Origin of the sequence: Nocardia noduli (assembly GCF_019038455.1) — a bacterium.
Classification (GTDB): Bacteria; Actinomycetota; Actinomycetes; order Mycobacteriales; family Mycobacteriaceae; genus Nocardia; species Nocardia noduli.
In genome coordinates, this window is record NZ_JAFMPL010000031.1 from 33,255 (window position 1) to 51,511 (window position 18,257).

Genomic DNA, 18,257 nt, shown 5'->3' on the forward strand with positions numbered 1-18,257 from the left:
AAGCGCGTCTGCAGTGCCAGTTGTCAGTCCGGTTGTCACCGGTAACTCAGCGGCGCGCATTCCCGGGTTTGCCCGGAATTCTCCGATATCGCATCGGTCCGCTGACACCGCGGGAGCGAGTCAGCCCCTCGCCCCTTCAGCACGGATGTACCAACACCAGCAGGAGCGACCCCCATGACGTCGAGTACCGACGCCGGTCCCAGCGATCAGTCCACGCCCGAATCCGGGCCGGGACAGCGCGCGCGTCCGGAACGTCCCGCCTCGGAGCGGCGCGTACGACCCGACCGTCCACGACGCGAGACCCCCTCGGGCCCGCGCGAGCGCACCGGGAAGCCGGTCCGCCGCCGAGCCGAAGGTCAGTGGGCGCTGGGCTACCGCGAACCGCTGAATCCGAACGAACAGTCCAAGAAGGACGACAACCCGCTCAACGTGCGGGCCCGCATCGAGAACATCTACTCGAAACAGGGTTTCGACAGTATCGACAAGGGCGACCTGCGCGGCCGCTTCCGCTGGTGGGGTCTCTACACCCAGCGTGAACAGGGTTACGACGGCACCTTCACCGGCGACGAGAACATCGACCTGCTCGAAGCCAAATACTTCATGATGCGCATCCGCTGCGACGCGGGCGCGCTCAGCGTCGAGCAGTTGCGCACCCTCGGCGGCATCTCCACCGAATTCGCCCGCGACACCGCCGACCTCTCCGACCGCGAGAACGTCCAGTACCACTGGATCGAGGTCGAGAACGTCCCGGAGATCTGGCGGCGCATCGAGGCCGTCGGCCTACAGACCACCGAAGCCTGCGGCGACTGCCCGCGCGTGGTGCTCGGATCCCCGCTCGCGGGCGAATCGCTGAACGAGATCATCGACCCGACGCCCGCGATCGACGAGATCGTGCGGCGCTACATCGGCAAGAAGGAATACTCCAACCTGCCGCGCAAGTTCAAGACCGCGATCTCGGGCCAGCAGGACGTGGTCCACGAGATCAACGACATCGCCTTCATCGGCGTGGAACACCCCGAACACGGACCGGGCCTCGACCTGTGGGTCGGCGGCGGCCTGTCCACCAACCCGATGCTCGCGCAGCGGGTCGGCGCCTGGGTTCCGCTCGACGAGGTCGCCGATGTGTGGGAGGCGGTCGTCTCGCTCTACCGCGACTACGGCTACCGCAGACTGCGCACCAAGGCCCGCCTGAAGTTCCTGATCAAGGACTGGGGCATCGAGAAGTTCCGCGAGGTGCTGGAAGAGAAGTACCTGAAGCGCAAGCTGATCGACGGTCCCGCGCCCGAGCAGCCGTCCAAGCCGATCGACCACATCGGCGTCCAGAGGCTGCGCAACGGTCTCAACGCCGTGGGCTTCTCCCCCATCGCGGGCCGGGTCTCCGGCACCGTGCTGACGAAGGTGGCCGACGCCGTCGAGCGGATCGGATCCGATCGCGTCCGGTTCACCCCGTACCAGAAGCTGATCGTGCTCGACGTGCCCGACGAGGCCGTCGACTCGTTGATCGCCGAACTGGAACCGCTCGGCCTACAGGGGCGTCCGTCGATGTGGCGGCGAAATCTGCTGGCGTGCAGCGGTATCGAATTCTGCAAGCTGTCGTTCGTGGAGACACGGAAGCGTTCGCAGGTGCTCGCGCCGGAACTCGAGCAGCGACTGGCCGACGTCAACGCCAGCCTCGACGTGCCGATCACGGTGAACATCAACGGTTGCCCCAACTCGTGCGGGCGCTCCCAGATCGCCGATATCGGCTTCAAGGGACAGCTGGTCGACGACGGCGACGGGAATCAAGTCGAGGGTTTCCAGGTTCATCTCGGCGGCAGCCTCGGACTCGACAGCGCCTTCGGGCGCAAACTGCGTCAGCACAAGGTGACCAGCGTCGAACTCGGCGACTACATCGATCGCGTGGTGCGCAATTTCGTCAAGCACCGCGAAGAGGGTGAGCGGTTCGCCCAGTGGGCCGTTCGCGCCGACGAGGCCGACCTGCGGTGAGCACGGCCGGTGTGACGGGAGATCAATTGTGACAACGAAACTCGCGCAGAAACTGTCCGAGGACGAATTGCGGGGCATCGCCGAGAGCGGAGCGGCCGAACTCGGGTCGGACGCGTCGGCGGTGGACCTGCTGCGCTGGACCGAACAGACCTTCGGCACCAACTACATCGTCGCCTCGAATATGCAGGACGGGGTGCTGGTGCACCTGGCCGCCGAGATTCGCTCCGGCGTCGACGTGCTGTTCCTCGACACCGGCTACCACTTCGCCGAGACGATGGGCACCCGTGACGCGGTGGAAGCCGTGTACGGGGTGAACGTGGTGAACGTGACGCCGGAAGCCACGGTGGCCGAACAGGATCGACTGCTCGGCAAAGATCTCTTCGCCCGCGACGCCGCCGAATGCTGCCGCCTGCGCAAGGTGGTTCCGCTGAAGAATTCGCTCAGCGGTTACAACGCCTGGGTGACCGGAATCCGCCGGGTGGAGGCCCCCACCAGGGCCAACGCCCCGCTGATCTCCTTCGACGAAGGCTTCGGGCTGGTGAAGATCAATCCGATCGCACCGTGGTCCGACGACGAGATGCAGTCCTATATCGAACAGCACGGCATTCTCGTCAATCCCCTGGTGGAAGAGGGATATCCGTCCATCGGCTGCGCTCCGTGCACACGGAAGCCGGAGCCGGGATCCGATCCGCGAAGCGGCCGCTGGGCCGGCCTCGCCAAGACCGAATGCGGGTTGCACCAATCATGACCGGAACCATCAGCGAACGTTCACTCGGCATCAGCGAATTCGACACGCTGGCCGCTCTCGAATCCGAGTCCATCCACGTGTTCCGCGAGGTGGCCGGTGAATTCGAGCGGCCGGTGATCCTGTTCTCCGGCGGCAAGGATTCCACGGTGCTGCTGCACCTGGCCCTCAAGGCCTTCTGGCCCGCGCCGCTGCCCTTCGCCCTGCTGCACGTCGACACCGGTCACAACCTGCCCGAGGTCCTGGAATTCCGGGATCGGATCGTCGAGAAGTACGGCCTGCGACTGCATGTCGCCAAGGTCGAGGACTACCTCGCCGACGGACGTCTCACCGAACGCCCCGACGGCATCCGCAACCCGTTGCAGACCGTTCCGCTGCTCGACGCCATCACCGAGAACCGTTTCGACGCGGTCTTCGGCGGCGGCCGTCGCGACGAGGAACGCTCCCGCGCCAAGGAGCGGATCTTCTCGCTGCGCAACGCCTTCGGTCAGTGGGACCCCAAGCGTCAGCGTCCCGAGCTGTGGAATCTGTACAACGGCAGGCACGCGCCCGGCGAGCACGTGCGGGTCTTCCCGCTGAGCAACTGGACCGAACTCGACATCTGGCGCTACATCGCCCGCGAGGATGTCGACCTGGCCAGCATCTACTACACCCACGAGCGTCCGGTCTACCAGCGCGACGGCATGTGGATGACCCCCGGCGTCTGGGGCGGCCCCCGCGACGGCGAGGTGCTCGAGACCCGTTCGGTGCGTTACCGCACCGTCGGCGACGGATCCTCCACCGGAGCCATCCTTTCCGACGCGGGCGACAACGAGGCGATTCTCGCCGAGGTGGCCGCGTCCCGACTGACCGAGCGCGGCGCGACCCGTGGTGACGACCGGGTCTCCGAGGCCGCGATGGAAGACCGTAAGCGAGAGGGTTATTTCTGAGATGTCCGACCTATTGAGACTGGCCACCGCCGGTTCTGTCGACGACGGCAAGTCCACCCTGGTCGGACGGCTGCTCTACGACACGAAATCCGTACTCGCCGATCAGATCGACGCCGTCACACGCGCGTCGGTGGACAAGGGTCTGGCGACCCCGGATCTCTCGTTGCTCGTCGACGGCCTGCGCGCGGAGCGGGAACAGGGCATCACCATCGATGTCGCCTACCGCTACTTCGCCACCCCCGCACGGTCTTTCGTGCTCGCGGACACCCCCGGGCATGTGCAGTACACCCGCAACACCGTCTCCGGAGCCTCCACCGCGCAATTGGTGATCCTGCTCGTCGACGCCCGCAAGGGTGTCATCGAGCAGACCCGCCGTCACGCGGCGGTGCTCGCACTGCTGGGCGTGCCCAAACTGGTTCTCGCCGTGAACAAGATCGACCTGGTCGGTCAGGACGAGCCGACCGACGAGGCCCGCACCGCGGCGCAGGCGGCCGTGTTCACCGCGATCTCCGCCGAATTCAACACCCTCACCACCGCGCTCGGCTGGACCGCCGAGGACGTGCTGGAGATCCCGGTGTCGGCGCTGCACGGTGACAATGTCGCCTCGCGCTCGACCAACACCCCGTACTACGACGGCCCCTCGCTGATCGAACACCTGGAGTCGGTCCCGGTCGACGCCGACAGCACCGGCGCGCATTCCATCGGCCTGCGTTTCCCGGTGCAGTACGTCATCCGGCCGCGCACCGCCGAATACCCGGACTACCGCGGCTACGCCGGGCAGATCGCCGCCGGGTCGGTATCCCCCGGTGACGAGGTCGTCGTCCTGCCCTCCGGTATCCGCACCACGGTCGCCCGCATCGACACCCCCGACGGCGAACTCGCGGTGGCCCAGCCGGGCCGCAGCGTGACACTGATCCTGACCGACGATGTCGACATCTCGCGCGGTGACGTCATCGCCTCGGTCGCCGACGCGCCCGAACCCATCGACACCTTCGACGCCACCGTCTGCTGGCTCGGCGACAAACCGTTGCGCGCGGGCGCCCGACTGCTGCTCAAGCACGGCACCCGGACCACCCAGGCCATCGTCGGCACGCTGGTCGAACGGTTCGACGAACAGCGCCTGGCCGCCGAACCGAGCCCGGAATCGTTGGCACTCAACGATATCGGCCTGATCTCGATTCGCGTCGCCGAGCCGATCGCGGCCGACGACTACCGGGTCAACCGCCACACCGGCAGCTTCCTGCTCATCGATCCGGCCGGTGGCAACACCCTCGGCGCCGGACTCGTCGGTGACGTGCTCAGCGCTGTCGAGGTCGGCGCCGGGGTCTGAGGTGCTCACCTCGATCGGCATCGTCACACCGGGCGCGCGAGCGTTCGGCGACGCCGCCGGGGTGGTGCGTGATGCGGCGATCCCCCGGTCGGCGCGCACCGACCGGCCCGCCCTGATCGCGGTGGCGCACGGCAGCCGTGACCCGAGATCCGCGGCGACTATGGCGGCCGTGGTCGCCGATATAGCCTCGGCGCGACCCGACATCGATGTCCGCCTCGCCTTCCTCGATCTGAGCGCGCCCTCGGTCGACCGGGTCGTCGACGCCGTTGCCGCACAGGGACATACGCACGCCGTGGTCGCCCCGCTGCTGCTGGGTAGCGCGTTCCACGCCCGAATCGACCTGCCCGCGCTGCTGGACGCGGCGCGAGCGCGGCATCCGCGGTTGCGCCTCACCCAGGCCGACGTCCTCGGACCGGACCCGCGCCTGGTCGACGCGCTACGAGATCGGGTGCGGCAGACGCTGGATCCCGAGACTCGTCCCCGCCGTGTCGGTGTCGCGGTCGCGGCCGTCGGCTCCTCGAACGCGGCCGCCAACACGCGTACCGCCGATGTCGCACGCCGTCTGGCCGCCGACACCGGCTGGCTCACCGAAATCTGCTACGCCACCACCGAACCCACGCTCGGCGAGGCCGCCGCACGCCTGCGGGCGCGCGGCGCGGACCGAGTGCTCGTCGCCCCGTGGTTTCTCGCCCCCGGCCTGCTGACCGACCGATTGGCTTGCGCGGCACCCGATCTCGTGCACGCCGACGTCATCGGGGCGCACCCCGCGCTCATCGACATCGCCTGGGACCGCTACGACGTCGCACGGGTAGACGCCATGGCACTCACCGCCTGATCCGTCCGCGCGACTACGCGGCTCGGCGAGCCCCGCTCTTCTCAGCGCCCTCGGGCGCTACACCGGCCGCCGAACGCCCGTCGATGGATTCGCGGGGTCGGTCACGTCAACTTTCCGCCCGGCCGAGCAGACGATCGGCGATCGACCTCGCCGTGCTCACCTTGGCTTCCGATCCCAGCTGACAGGCCATATTAGCCGCGCTGACCACGGCGTCCAGTTCGAAGGCGAGGGTGGCGGGGTCGACGGGGGGTAGTTCGCCCATGTCCTGCGCCTTGCGGATCTCCCCGGCGAGGAAGACCAGCCATTCCTCGTGGTCGGCGGCGAGGGCGTCCCGGACCGGGCCCGGTCTGCTGTCGAACTCGATCAGGGCCGCGGTGCGGAAGCAGCCGCCGGGGAACGGGGGTTCGGTGATGTGGTCGAACCATCGGTCGACGAGCGCGCGCACGCGGGCCACGCCGCGCGGTTCCCCGAGGCTCGGAGCGATGATCTGCTCGACGAAGACCTCGCGCGCGGCGTGCACGGCCGCGAGTTGCAGCGCTTCCTTACTGCCGAACAGGGTGGCGATACCGCTCTTGCTGATACCGAGGTCGGTGGCGAGTCTGCCGATGCTGACCCCGTTCAGCCCTTCGACCGTCGCGACATCCGCGGCATGTCTGGCGATGGACGCCCGAGAACGCGCGCCTTTGACCAGCCGCTGATCGGTGACGTGCGGCGCGGAAGCTGATGTCGTCTCGACCATGGAGTCCATTGTCCCACCGATGCCTTGCATATATGAACGTTCGGTCGTATTTTATTGTACGAACGGTCGTACTTTTAGTTGCCGCAGCATTCGCTCCCTAAGGACAGACATGACCGAAGTGTCCACGCGGACCACCGCTCCCCCGGCGTCGAAGGCTGCCACGCGCACCCTGCTGATCGCCTGCGGCGCCGCGTTCATCGCGTTCCTCGACCTCTCCGTGGTCAATATCGCCTTCCCCTCGATCGCCCGCGACTATCCCGGCACCGCGACCACCACACTGACGTGGGTGGTCAGCGGATACTCCGTGGCCTTCGCGGCACTGCTCACCCCGGCCGGGCGCATCGCCGACACGCTGGGCCGTCGCCGCGTATTCCTCATCGCCCTGGCCGGATTCGCGCTCACGTCACTGCTGTGCGCCCTCGCCCCCACCGCGGGCTGGCTGATCGCGGGCAGGCTGCTCCAGGGCTCGACGGCGGCGCTGATGATGCCCGCAGCGCTCGGACTCGTCCTCGACAGCACTCCCAGAGAGCGGATCGGCGCGGCGATCGGCGCGTGGACCGCCGCGGGCGGATTCGCCGCCGTGGTCGGACCCGCCATCGGCGGCGCGCTGGTCGAGGTCTTCGGCTGGCGCTCGGTGTTCGTCATCAATGTGCCGGTCGCGTTGGGCCTGATCCTGCCCGCCCTTCGCATTCCGGTCTCCGACACCGGGCCACGCCGCGGGGCGATGCCCGATCCGCTCGGCACGCTCGCGGTCGCGCTCGGACTCGGCGGTCTGGTCGCCGGGGTGACCGAGGGGCAGCGCTGGGGCTGGGCCTCGGCGGGCACGATCGCCGCGCTCGGCGGGGGCGCGCTCCTGCTGCTGTTCGCCCTGTTCCGCTCGACACGTCACCCCGAACCCGCCATCGCGGTGACGCTGTGGCGCAGCGGGTCGTACGCGCTGGCCAACGCGGCCTCGTTCGTCTTCGGGGCGGCCATGTTCGCCTGGCTGCTCGCCGGGCCGCTGTTCCTCGACGCCATCTGGGGCTATTCGGTCCTGGCCTCGGCGGGCGCGCTCACCATCGGCGCGGTCGCGTCGATGATCACCGCCACGGCGGCGGGCCGGGTGACCGATCCGGGTCGGCGACGCTGGGTGGGTGTCGTCGGGGCGTCGATGTTCGCCGCCTCCGCGATCTGGCTGAGCACCGACGCCTTCGGTCCGGATGCCGCGTTCTGGTCGGCATGGGTCCCGGCGGGTGTACTCGGCGGCGGCGGGGTCGGCATCGTGGTGACCGTGCTCGGCACCGCGGCGGCGAGTGCCCTTCCGCCGCAACAGTTCGCGGCCGGTATCGGCATGAATCTGACGGCGCGTCAGGTCGGTGGCGCGTTGGGCGTCGCCGTCTTCGCGGCGATCCTGGCCGCGAACGCGGACGATCTGCTCGCCGCGTTCCACCTCGTCTTCGCGGTGTGCGCGGGTATCGCCGTGGTCGCGGCGATCATCACCGCGATCCCGTCCCGCGTCCCCGCCGGCACCGAACAGGAGTAACGATGACCGACAGTATCTTTCGCACCGAAGCCGACGATCCGATGCTGGTGCCCGCCGACGCGGCCCGCGAACTCCTCGACGGCGCGCCGTGGCGACGTTTCGCCGTCATCGGCGATTCGGTCGCACTCGGGGTAGGCGATCCCAGCCCCGGCTATCTCACCTCGGGATGGTCGGACCGGGTCGCGGCCGTACTCCGCTCGGTGAATCCCGAGCTGGCCTATCTCAATACCGGCCGGGTCGGCGCGACCATCGGCGAGGTCATCGCCGAACAGCTCGGTCCCGCACTGGATTTCCGGCCCGACCTGATACACGTCACCTGCGGGGGCAACGACCTGTTCGCGCGCGGCGGCCCGGAGGAGATCCGGAAGGATCTCGATGCCCTCTTCGCGGCGTTGTCCCGCAGCGGAGCGCAGATATTCACCTTCACTCTCGCCGACGTGTGGGAGACCGAGCGGATGGCGCCGATGCGTCCGCTGCGGGACCGGATGGCCGAGTTGAACGACATCGTGCGCGAGACGGCCCTACGCTACGACATCGCGGTCGTGGAGTTCTGGGATCACCCGTTACGGCTGCGCCCGGATCTGATGAGCGCGGACCTGATCCACTTCACGTCGAGCGGGCACGCGGTGGTGGCCGGTGAGACCGTGCGCACGCTGAGCAGGCTGTTGCCGAGTAGTACCGCCGCGAAGTGACACCCCTGTCTCGCTGAGCGCAGGGCAATCCGCGAACTCGCCGACACGCGGGTGGCACGCGGGTGGCACCGAGCGCTCGGTGCCACCCGCTCTTTGCGTCTACTCCGGCGCTTTACCGGTGCTCGACACACCGGTGAGCCCGACAGCGCCTGACGGCGCGCACGATCGCCGCACCCTCCGGATGCGATTTCGCCTCCCGGTACGACGGTCGGCACGTGCGAGACACGGCGCCGGTGTCAGGAACGCGGCCGGATCAGGGCAGCACCTGCGGCACCACACCCGGTGCCACCGCGCCGACGAGGAGACCGATCGCGGTGCCCCACAGCGCACCGCTGGCCGCCCCGAGGATCGCGCACGGAATCAGGAGCGGGCCGCACGAAACACCCGACAGGAAGCCCGATCCGGCGGCTCCGGCCAGCGCACCCGCCGCCGCGCCGTTGACCAGCGGATCGGAATTGCGCGCCTCCGGGTTCGTCGCGACCTCCTCCAACGGCAGACCACTCGCCACGGGTTCGACGACCTGCTGCGCCACCGGCGCGGGCGCCTGGACGACCTGCCCCGGATCGGCGGCGGCGATACCGGCGAAGGCGACGACGGCCGCGATCGGCAGCACCGCCGCGATCAGTGTGCGCGCTGCGTTCCTGAAAGTCCCACGGACCATGTTGTTTCTGTTCCTCCCCGACCCCCGGCGTGAAATCCGCGCGCTCGATGAATCATCCGAGCAGTACAGAACGAAACATGTTCGATTCATACCGAGGAGCCGATTCGATGATGTATTGAGTGCCCGGACGACGTCCGCGAGCGACACTCTATCGCACAGTTTTTCCTTTCACGGACGTATAGGGGCAGCCGATCGGCAAACGATGAGATCGTCCGATTCGCCGGAATTCTCCGATGACACTTCGTGACCCGACCGACACACCGTTGTTCCGCTGAACAGCACAGTAGATCGCCAACCCGGTTGGCCGGACCCTCACATCCGGTCGCCTTCACTCGTGCCACCGAGGCTGAATACGTCCCATCGAGGGACTATCTCGCTCCAACCGTAAATTCGTAGCGAACAGCGAAGGAATTCCGTTTCCATTCGGCTACAGGATATTTCGGCACCGTCCTCGCGCACGCCCGGAGCGGTGCGCGTAGTCCTTTGTTCGATATGTCCGAGTCAGCGTCGATACCGTTCGATCAACTCCGCACCGAGTGCCGCGAGTTCGTCCCGAACCGCCTGCGGCCCCAGGACTTCGACATCGGCGCCCCAACCCGCCAATTGCCTGGCGACCATATTCGCGCTCGGCGCGGTGACACGCACGCGCACGCGACCGTCCTCGGCCGGTCCGTCCACTTCGCAATGCCTGCCCTGCTGATCACGCAGCACCGGGAGCAGTTCGGCGGAGACGAGCGCGGTGGCCGCGACCGCGCCGCGGCGCCGTTCCATATCCCCGACCACTTCCTCCCACGCGGTGGCCAGATCGAAATCTGCTGGCCGAGCGGCGGTTTCGTCGGTGATCACGGCATCGACCACCCGATCGACGCGGAAAGTGCGTCTGCCTCGGTCGGTCCCGGCGATCAGGTACCAGATGGCGTCCTTGTCGACCAGCCCCCACGGATCGACCAGCCGCTCCGAACGCACACCGGAACGCTCGTACACCAGCCGCACCCGACGGCGGCCCACCACCGCGCGCTGTAACAGGGTGACCACGCCGGGCCGGGTCCGGTCGTGCTGCCCCCAGCGCGCGGGGTCGACGACCACCGCTTCGGCCGCCGCTTCCGCGTCGGCGCGGAAGGTCTGCGGCAGTGCGCGCACCAGTTTGCGCAACGCGGACCGTACCTCCGGCTCCGCGCCCGCCGACGAGCCCGCCAACAGGAACAACGCCCGTGCCTCCGGTTCGTTCAACCCGCTCAGATCGGTCCGCGCGCCGCCGACCAACGACCAGCCCCCACCCCGGCCCGGCTGCGGATATACCGGGACGCCCGCCGCGGACAGGGCCTCCAGGTCACGGCGCGCGGTGGCCACCGACACCTCGAGTTCGGCCGCGACCTCGGCCGCGGTCACCCGACCGCGCGATTGCATCAACAACAGGGTCGCCACCAACCGGTCCGCTCGCATACCCCGATTCTTCCGGTAAAAGTGCTCATTCCGTGCGCACTTTGGCTGCGATTCTTATTTCACCAGCGAGAACAACGAACCGAAGGAGCTCGACATGCTTCGTGGAATGGCGACAACCACCTACTACGCCGACGATCTGGAGGCCGCCAAGGATTGGTACAGCGAATTCCTCGGCCTCGCGCCCTACTACCACGTCCCCAACGGGTACTACGAATTCCGTCTCGGCGACTACCAGCACGAATTCGGCATCATCAACCGCGCCTACGCGCCGCCGAGCGCCCGCAACGAACCGGGCGCGGGCGGAATCGTGTACTGGCACGTCAACGATCTGGCGGCCACCTTCGAACGGCTGCTCGCCATGGGCGCGAAGGAGTACCAGCCCATCACCGCCCAGGGCGACGGCGAGGGTTTCGTGACCGCCTGCGTGGTCGACCCGTTCGGAAACACCCTCGGCATCATGACCAATCCGCACTACCTCGAGGTGGTCGCGAAGACCGGCGGCGTGTAGACGCGAACGGCGACACCGCCCCGGCGAATCGGGGCGGAATCAGCCGGGGAACCAGCGTTCGAGCACCTTGGCGACACCGTCGTCACGGACGTCGTCGGCGACTTCGTCCGCCAGTACCTTGATCTCGTCGGGCGAGTTCCCCATCGCGACCGAATGCCCCGCCCACCTCAGCATTTCGCGATCGTTGTAGCCGTCGCCGATGGCGAGGGTGGCCTCGTGCGGGACGCACAGCGCGGTGCGGAGGCGTTCCAGCGCCCAGCCCTTGGAGACACCGCGGCGCGAGACCGTCACCCAGGGGCCGAATTCACCGTGTACCCAGCTCGCGCCGGGCACGTAGAGCGATTTCAGTTGTCGCAGCATCTCTTCCAACGAGCCGTCCGGCCACCAGCCGTTCAGCCGCGGGGTCGGCTCGCGGCTGAGTTCGCCGTGATCGACCAGCAGATAGTCGCCTATGGAGAATTCCCCCGGACTGCTTCCGGTCGCCCAGGTCCCGACGCCGACCTTCTCCACCGCGAAGATCATGTCCGGGAACAACTCTCGCAGCGCCGCGACGGCCGGGGCCGGATCGAAGGATTGCACCGCGACCGGTTCGTCGCGCGCCACGTCGATGTGCACCGCGCCGTTGGAACACAGCGCGTGCCCGTCGACCAGTCCCAATTCCTCCAGGACCGGCCGCGTCGTCAGCAGCGTGCGCCCCGTCGTGACCACCACGTGCGCGCCCGCGTCGACGGCACGATGGACCGCGCCCGCCACCCGCTCACTGATCGGCGAACCGGTCTCCAGCAGGGTTCCGTCCACATCCAACGCGATCAGGCGCGGCCCTCCCCCGACAACATCCACCAGCCCATTGTGCAACGTGGATCCCCGAGTCGTCACCGGTACGAGCGCACATCGGGCGACCACCCGCCACGGTCACAGGCTCGGAGGGTGAAAGTGGCGGTCGGCCTGCGCCACAACATCGCTTTTCACGCGTCTCCACCACTCGATCCGCTACCCGCAGCGAGGCAAATCTGTGTGCTGCACGATCGCCGCACCGTCACCAGCCATCGCCACCACCTGTGCCCGGGCAAATCCGTGCGCAGCATCATCACCCGCGCGCCTCCACCACCGGTGCCGATGCAGGCCGTGCGTAGGATCATCGGCCGCGCGCGCCACCGCCGCCCATGCCTCCGCCCACTCCTCCGCCACCGGGGCCGCCGGGGCTACCGGGGCCACCGCCGAGGCCACCGCGGGATCCGCCCACCGAGGAGGACGGGCCACCGTTGCCGCCGCCGGCGGATGAGCGGCTCGACGGGCCACCGGGGGATGCACCGCCTCCCGGGTTTCCGGCACCCGCCGAAGTTCCCGGCCTCGATCCGCCGGGGCCGACGCCGCCCGGGGCTGTTCCGCCTGGCGAAGCGCCCGGTGAACCGCCGACCGACGCGCCACCACCGGGGTGATGGCCTCCGGAGGCACCGCCGGGAGTTCCGGAACCCGCTCCGCCCGAATCGGATCCGGCCGAGCCCGGTGCGCCGTTGCCACCGGACGCACCGCCACCGGACATCCCGGATCCGCCGCTGCCACCACTTGACCCGTCACCGGATGCGCCACCCCCGGAAGGGCCGCCGCCGGACGCACCCGAACCGGCACCGCCGGAACCCGCACCGCCCGAACCCGCACTGTCGGAACCGTGCGCTCCGGTCGGTGAATCACCGTCACCGGAAGGCGCACCCGATTCGCCGGAATTCTGCTGGCCGTCGCTCGCTCCGCCGCCCGAATCGGCGGCCCCACCTGTCCCCGATGACGCTCCACCACCGACACTTCCGGCTCCACCGGACGCACCACCGCCGCCCGTGCCCGACGGCGCGCCGCTACCCGCGCCGGGATCGGCTGCCGTCTGCGAATGCCGGGGCGTGCCGGAACTATCCGTGCTCTCGCCGGGCAGGCTCACGCGTGGGACCTCCCGCTCGTCCGGCCAGGAGATCGGCTTGCCCGATACCGTACGCGCGGTGTTCAGGGCGTTGAAGGGCAATGGATTCACGAAATGTGCCGGATCGGCGTACAGCCTGCCGTCACGCAGGTGCGCGCAGCAGGACCTGGGGTCGGGACGCGCGGCACGACCCGATTCGGCGATCGAGGGACCCATCGGGACGGTGCGCGCGAATGCGGCGAGACTCGGTCCGTTGCCGACCGGTGCGGCCGTGGTCCCCGCGAGCGGAAGTCCCTGCCGGACGACCCGGTCGAGGGCGGAATCACCGTGCGGGTCGTAGAGCAGACCGTCGGCGAATGTTTCCGCGCCGGGCAGGATTTCCAATACGGGGGACATACCCTGGTCCCCGGGTCCGCCGAATACCGTCGCCGCCGACATGGCGAGCGCGGAAGCGACGGCGGCGCTGGAGAATACGCCGACCTTCGGGGTGCGGTGTCCGCCGATATCGGCGGGCGCGAAGACGCGGGCGGCGAAATGCGCCGCTCCCGCCGCGCAGCACTGGCCCGGATCCGCCGACATCACCACCGGTCTGCCGAGTTCGGCGACGGTGCGGGCGACCTCGGCGGGCCTGGCCGCCCCGCCGACGACCAGGATCCGGTCGATATCGGCCATGGTGCGGCCGCTGGCGCGGACGCAGGATCGCACGAGGTCGAAGGATTTCCTGATGTGCGCGATACGCAGATCCCGGGCGTCACGGGGCGCTATCGACGAGGTCGTGCCGTCCGGTGTGGCGCCGCGCGCGTAGCGGGCGATGATGGCGCCGAGCGGCCTGCCGCCGAATTCGTGTGAGCGCACCGGTTTTCCGATGATCGGATGGTCCGGCCAGTCCGGGCCGACGCGCACTACCGCGATATCGAGGCTGTTGGCGCCGAGGTCGTAGACCAGGACGAACCCGGATTCGAACGGGCCGCGCTCGCGGTCGAGCCACTCGGCCGCCGCCACGGCTTCGGGGACGAGCAGAACGTCGCGCGCACCGGATAGGTCGAGCGCCTGGCGTAGCAGCGCGACCTGTTTGTCGGAGTACACCGCCGGATAGGTCGTCACGACGCCCGCGCTCGGCTCGGAGGCGGCGATGAGTTCGTTGGTCACCGCCGCGACGAGATTCGCGGGCGAGTAGATCCGCCCGCCGACGCTCACCGGCTCCGGATCGAGGCTCAGATCCGCGAATTCGGTGACGGCCGTGTCGAATCGGAGTGTGCCCGCGCCGCCGCTGTTGCCGGTGTTGTCGTAGATCAGTGCCGTGCGCCGTGTCCGCACCCACGGTCGTAGGCGTTCCCCGCTCAGCGTGGCCGATACGGAGTTCACTGAACCAATGCTGAAACCCAGCCCTGTAGTCATCGCTATCCCGTCAACGCACCGTGACCACGTCCATCACATGTCCACCCATGTGGCCGCGGTCGTCTTCCAAACAGCTCACACAGGTTAGCTGCCACTCGGTGATCAGGGATGCGATTTCGGTATGAATCCTGCGAATCCTGTTGATACGAGCATGAAGATACTGGTAGATCGGTTTCGAGCAGTGAGATCAAGGCGACCGTCTCGCAGGAAAACCGATGTGCCGTACCGGGTTCCGCTACTTCTCAGCCATCGAATTCCGCACTCCGCAGGATTCGCAAACCGTCACGGAGTCGACGTCGGGAATAGGACAGCACGCACCGACCGGTCGGTAACCACACCATAGCTCGCCCGTCGATCTTCACGATTCGGACAGCGAGACCCGAACGATGGACGGAATCGAACGCGACATCATGTCGAGGATTCGGCCACACGGGTGACCGGAGGCGGACACACGAAACCGGCACTCGTCGCCCGGGTGCGGCACGGAATCCGGAGAGGAGAATTCCGTACCGCACCGGGACGACGAGTGCCGGTGTGTGATCAGGCGCGAGACAGCGACAGCAGTCGCCGCAGACCGCGCGCGGGCCGAAGGACGGCACCGCTCGCGCGCACCGCGGGACGGCGAGCGCGGACCAGACTGTCGAATTCCGCCGCGCTGCCGGTCGGTTCGCGCAGCAGTCCGGCGTTGAAGTCCTCGGCGAGCGCGCGCACCGTCTCCTGCGCGCAGGATTTGTTGGTGCCGATGAAGCCGGTGGGACCGCGTTTGATCCACCCGGTGACGTATCCGCCGGGAAGTACCGCGCCGCCGGGCTTTTCGAGGACCCGCCCCGCGAGATTCGGGATGATCCCGGCACGGTCGTCGAACGGCATACCCGCCGACGGCACTCCTCGATAACCCACGGAGGTCAGCACGAGTCCAGCGTCGAGACTTTCGGTGTCCCCGGTCGCGACCGCGCCGACCCGACCGTCCTCACCGAGGACGAGTTCGTTGCGCACCACCTCGATACCGGTCGCCGCGTCGGGGCCGAGGATCTCGACCGGCGAGGACAGGTAGCGCAGGACGATGCGCTTGCGTGCGCCGAAGGGCCGGTTCCGCACCGCGTGCAGCAGTTTCAGCTTCTGTTCGACCTGGTAGGGCAGTTCCACGCCGTAGTCGGGCAGCTCACCCTCGATCGCGATATCCACGTCGGCGCCGAGCAGACCGACGAATTCCGGGACGGTGAAGGCGGATTCGGCCGGACCGCGGCGGCCGAGGATCACGACCTCCTCGATCCGGCTCGCCCGCAGGGCTCGCAGCGCGTGGGGGGCGATATCGGTCCGCGCCAGTTCTTCGGGGTCTGCGGTGAGGATCCTGGCGACGTCCAGCGCCACATTGCCGTTGCCGACGATGACCACGCGCGGGTTCGACAGGTCGAACTCGTCGTCGACGTGGTCGGGATGGCCGTTGTACCACGCGACGAAATCGGTGGCGGAGACGTTACCGCGCAGACCTTCGCCGGGAATGCCGAGTTTCCGGTCCGACGACGCGCCGACCGCGTAGATCACCGCGTGGAAATGCGCGAGCAGTTCGTCGTGGGAGATGTGCTCGCCCACTTCGACATTCAGGTAGGAGCCGAATCCCGGCTGCGCCGAGATCACGTCGAACAGGTCGGCCACCTGCCGCGTTCGGCGGTGATCGGGAGCGACACCGTGCCGGGCCAGGCCGTAGGGCATCGGCAGCCGGTCGAAGACGGTCACCGAGACATCGGGCTGGGTGAGCAATTCGTCGGCGGCGTACATCGCCGACGGTCCCGAGCCGACGATCGCCACCCGCAGCGGTTCCCCTCCCGCGTCGATCTCAGCGGCGGGCACCGGGATCGCGAGCAGCGGGCGCGGCCGGGACCGCCGATAGAAATCGGCGTTGATCTCGATGAACGGCTTCTGCTCCTCGGTCAACTTCTTCGACGAGGTGATGGCGTCGACGGGGCACGCGCTGGCGCACGCGCCGCAGTCGACACAGGCCTGCGGGTCGACGTAGAGCATCTCCGCCGACAGGAAGTCGGGCTCGTCGGGCGTGGGATGGATGCAGTTGACCGGGCAGGCGTAGACGCAGGACGCGTCGCTGCAACAGGATTGGGTGACGACGTAGGGCATGTCGGTGTACCGCTCAGGCTGCCTTGCCGCGCAGCGGCTCCGAGCGGTAGCGGGTGGTGTGGCCGTCGATCTTCAACAGCTTCCACACGCCGCGCGCGATGGGGTTCATCAGGCCGATGTTCCTGGCCAGGGTCCGCACATCGCCGAAGAAGTCGGCGAATTCCCGCTTGGCTTCCGGGGTTCCGTAGAACAGTTCCTTGCGGACATGGTCCGGGATGTCGAATTCCTTCCAGAACGACCGCGGCGGGGTGTAGATCGACCGGCCCAGAATCCACATGACGATCGGCATCGCGAGGGAGAGCACGAATTTATTGGCGGCGTTCTGTTCCGGCACGTGCTGCTCGAGGAATTCGTGCGCGAACGAGATGTGGCGGGCTTCCTCGGCGACGTGGATCGCCATCACACCGCGCATGATCGGGTGCACTTCCTCACCGGAGCGCAGGATCGCCTTCTGGATGTGGTCGATGGGCTCCTCGCCCGCGAGCACCGCCATGAAGAACAGGTTCGGGAACAGCGCGGCCACCGGGGCGCCGAGGTACTTGAATTTCGAGACCAGCGGACCCATGCCCGGCACGTCGAGGCCGATGCGGTTCACCATCTCCTGGAACATCAGAGTGTGGTTGTGCTCCTCGATCATCTCGTGGGAGCAGTAGCGGAATTCCGGCGAGCCGTTGGGCAGCCCGAAATTATGCGTCACCATGCCGCTGATCAGGATCGACTCGAATTGCAGACCGACCTTGGCGACATTGGCCTGGCGGTATTTGCCGATGGCGATCTTCTGCTCGTCCGGGAGCGCGCGGTACCAGGGGTGGCGGCCGAGCGCGTCACCGGAGACCGGAAGGATCCAGCGATGCGGGCCCGCGTCGACGTCGAAGTCCGGGTGATCCCAGTCGATGTCCTCGAAAGGATCGAAGTGCCGGTTGACGGAGCCTTCCGACAACAGCAGCAGTTTGGATGCGTATTCCTGAGCCTTCGCCAGATCGGGATCGATGGCGGACGTCACGGCTGCGGACATCGTCGTCACTGCCTCTCCTCATGGGACCGGTTTCCTGTGTCCAATAGTTACACCAACATCGAGAGGCGTCAACCCGGCTGTCACCGCCCTACGCGAGCGGTTACCACATATCCGCCGGTCAAACCCATGATCGGACTGCTTGCAGGAGTGTTCGCATTCAGCTAGCGCAGGCCCGAATCAGCGATTCCGGCGCGGAGTCTGCGCCGACTGGCGCACTCGCGCACCCGGCTAGGAAGTGCCGTCCACACGCAATGGGTCACTCCGTGCCGGAAACCCGCCCCTCTCCGCAGGCCGGGGCGTCCCTCGAGATGACGCCTCGTACCGGAAGGGTGGCGCCCGCACGGCCTTCACATCGATGCGCACTCCCGGCCCGAGGGCAGTCGGATACGAGGCTTCCACGCCCCGGCGACGA

Annotated in this window: 15 protein-coding genes; 8 read left to right on the top strand and 7 right to left on the bottom strand. The window is 68.0% G+C overall.

Annotated elements, in window-relative coordinates; translation table 11 throughout:
- Window positions 1–174: 174 nt before the first annotated feature.
- From JZ792_RS18715 to JZ792_RS18735, 5 genes are all read left to right on the top strand, one after another.
- On the top strand, window positions 175–1,986 hold the full coding sequence (locus JZ792_RS18715) for a nitrite/sulfite reductase (RefSeq protein ID WP_254190013.1): 1,812 nt from the start codon (window positions 175–177) through the stop codon (window positions 1,984–1,986).
- Between the two features lie 28 nt (window positions 1,987–2,014).
- Window positions 2,015–2,734 carry a phosphoadenylyl-sulfate reductase gene (locus JZ792_RS18720; RefSeq protein WP_216911769.1) on the top strand — a complete coding sequence of 240 codons (720 nt, stop codon included), beginning with the start codon at window positions 2,015–2,017 and terminating at the stop codon, window positions 2,732–2,734.
- Entirely contained in the window at window positions 2,713–3,660 is a 948-nt protein-coding gene (gene cysD / locus JZ792_RS18725) for a sulfate adenylyltransferase subunit CysD (protein ID WP_198654123.1), read from the top strand. Before JZ792_RS18720 ends, cysD begins: the two co-directional genes overlap by 22 nt.
- Before the next feature lies 1 nt (window position 3,661).
- Window positions 3,662–4,990 carry a sulfate adenylyltransferase subunit 1 gene (locus tag JZ792_RS18730; RefSeq protein ID WP_216911771.1) on the top strand — a complete coding sequence of 443 codons (1,329 nt, stop codon included), beginning with the start codon at window positions 3,662–3,664 and terminating at the stop codon, window positions 4,988–4,990.
- A 64-nt stretch (window positions 4,991–5,054) separates the two neighbouring features.
- On the top strand, window positions 5,055–5,825 hold the full coding sequence (locus JZ792_RS18735; protein ID WP_438804348.1) for a sirohydrochlorin chelatase: 771 nt from the start codon (window positions 5,055–5,057) through the stop codon (window positions 5,823–5,825).
- A gap of 106 nt (window positions 5,826–5,931) precedes the next feature.
- Here the strand turns inward: JZ792_RS18735 and JZ792_RS18740 are convergent, their stop codons facing one another.
- A complete protein-coding gene (locus JZ792_RS18740) occupies window positions 5,932–6,564 on the bottom strand; it encodes a TetR/AcrR family transcriptional regulator (protein ID WP_216911772.1) in 633 nt (210 codons plus the stop codon).
- 109 nt (window positions 6,565–6,673) lie between these two features.
- Between JZ792_RS18740 and JZ792_RS18745 the strand changes: the two genes are divergently transcribed.
- Both JZ792_RS18745 and JZ792_RS18750 read left to right on the top strand, forming a co-directional pair.
- Window positions 6,674–8,086, top strand: coding sequence for an MFS transporter (locus JZ792_RS18745; RefSeq protein WP_216911774.1), 1,413 nt, complete (start codon window positions 6,674–6,676; stop codon window positions 8,084–8,086).
- 2 nt (window positions 8,087–8,088) lie between these two features.
- Window positions 8,089–8,778 carry an SGNH/GDSL hydrolase family protein gene (locus tag JZ792_RS18750; RefSeq protein ID WP_216911776.1) on the top strand — a complete coding sequence of 230 codons (690 nt, stop codon included), beginning with the start codon at window positions 8,089–8,091 and terminating at the stop codon, window positions 8,776–8,778.
- A gap of 253 nt (window positions 8,779–9,031) precedes the next feature.
- Here the strand turns inward: JZ792_RS18750 and JZ792_RS18755 are convergent, their stop codons facing one another.
- Window positions 9,032–9,439: a hypothetical protein gene (locus tag JZ792_RS18755; RefSeq protein ID WP_216911777.1), complete on the bottom strand. Its 408-nt coding sequence runs from the start codon at window positions 9,437–9,439 to the stop codon at window positions 9,032–9,034.
- A 501-nt stretch (window positions 9,440–9,940) separates the two neighbouring features.
- Complete coding sequence (locus tag JZ792_RS18760; protein ID WP_216911779.1) at window positions 9,941–10,882, bottom strand: helix-turn-helix transcriptional regulator; 942 nt, start codon at window positions 10,880–10,882, stop codon at window positions 9,941–9,943.
- A 94-nt stretch (window positions 10,883–10,976) separates the two neighbouring features.
- On the opposite strand from JZ792_RS18760, the gene JZ792_RS18765 reads away from it, so the two are divergent.
- Window positions 10,977–11,390, top strand: a complete 414-nt coding sequence (locus JZ792_RS18765) for a VOC family protein (protein WP_216911780.1) — start codon at window positions 10,977–10,979, stop codon at window positions 11,388–11,390.
- A 39-nt stretch (window positions 11,391–11,429) separates the two neighbouring features.
- Here the strand turns inward: JZ792_RS18765 and JZ792_RS18770 are convergent, their stop codons facing one another.
- From JZ792_RS18770 to JZ792_RS18785, 4 genes are all read right to left on the bottom strand, one after another.
- The gene (locus JZ792_RS18770; RefSeq protein WP_308165354.1) at window positions 11,430–12,230 is read right to left on the bottom strand and encodes an HAD family hydrolase; all 801 of its coding nucleotides are present in this window, start codon (window positions 12,228–12,230) and stop codon (window positions 11,430–11,432) included.
- Window positions 12,231–12,525: 295 nt separating this feature from the next.
- On the bottom strand, window positions 12,526–14,664 hold the full coding sequence (locus JZ792_RS42680; protein ID WP_216911782.1) for an Hsp70 family protein: 2,139 nt from the start codon (window positions 14,662–14,664) through the stop codon (window positions 12,526–12,528).
- Window positions 14,665–15,237: 573 nt separating this feature from the next.
- Window positions 15,238–16,830: an FAD-dependent oxidoreductase gene (locus JZ792_RS18780; RefSeq protein ID WP_216911784.1), complete on the bottom strand. Its 1,593-nt coding sequence runs from the start codon at window positions 16,828–16,830 to the stop codon at window positions 15,238–15,240.
- A 13-nt stretch (window positions 16,831–16,843) separates the two neighbouring features.
- Window positions 16,844–17,845 (bottom strand): AurF N-oxygenase family protein, encoded by a 1,002-nt coding sequence (locus JZ792_RS18785; protein WP_216911813.1) that lies wholly within the window; start codon window positions 17,843–17,845, stop codon window positions 16,844–16,846.
- Window positions 17,846–18,257 lie beyond the last annotated feature (412 nt).

Coding starts and splice junctions, on each gene's coding strand:
- cysD (WP_198654123.1), top strand. CDS start 2,713: ATGCGGGTTGCACCAATCATGACCGGAACCATCAGCGAACGTTCACTC.
- JZ792_RS18780 (WP_216911784.1), bottom strand. CDS start 16,830: ATGCCCTACGTCGTCACCCAATCCTGTTGCAGCGACGCGTCCTGCGTC.
- JZ792_RS18745 (WP_216911774.1), top strand. CDS start 6,674: ATGACCGAAGTGTCCACGCGGACCACCGCTCCCCCGGCGTCGAAGGCT.
- JZ792_RS18755 (WP_216911777.1), bottom strand. CDS start 9,439: ATGGTCCGTGGGACTTTCAGGAACGCAGCGCGCACACTGATCGCGGCG.
- JZ792_RS18750 (WP_216911776.1), top strand. CDS start 8,089: ATGACCGACAGTATCTTTCGCACCGAAGCCGACGATCCGATGCTGGTG.
- JZ792_RS18760 (WP_216911779.1), bottom strand. CDS start 10,882: ATGCGAGCGGACCGGTTGGTGGCGACCCTGTTGTTGATGCAATCGCGC.
- JZ792_RS18785 (WP_216911813.1), bottom strand. CDS start 17,845: ATGTCCGCAGCCGTGACGTCCGCCATCGATCCCGATCTGGCGAAGGCT.
- JZ792_RS18740 (WP_216911772.1), bottom strand. CDS start 6,564: ATGGTCGAGACGACATCAGCTTCCGCGCCGCACGTCACCGATCAGCGG.
- JZ792_RS18715 (WP_254190013.1), top strand. CDS start 175: ATGACGTCGAGTACCGACGCCGGTCCCAGCGATCAGTCCACGCCCGAA.
- JZ792_RS18765 (WP_216911780.1), top strand. CDS start 10,977: ATGCTTCGTGGAATGGCGACAACCACCTACTACGCCGACGATCTGGAG.
- JZ792_RS18730 (WP_216911771.1), top strand. CDS start 3,662: ATGTCCGACCTATTGAGACTGGCCACCGCCGGTTCTGTCGACGACGGC.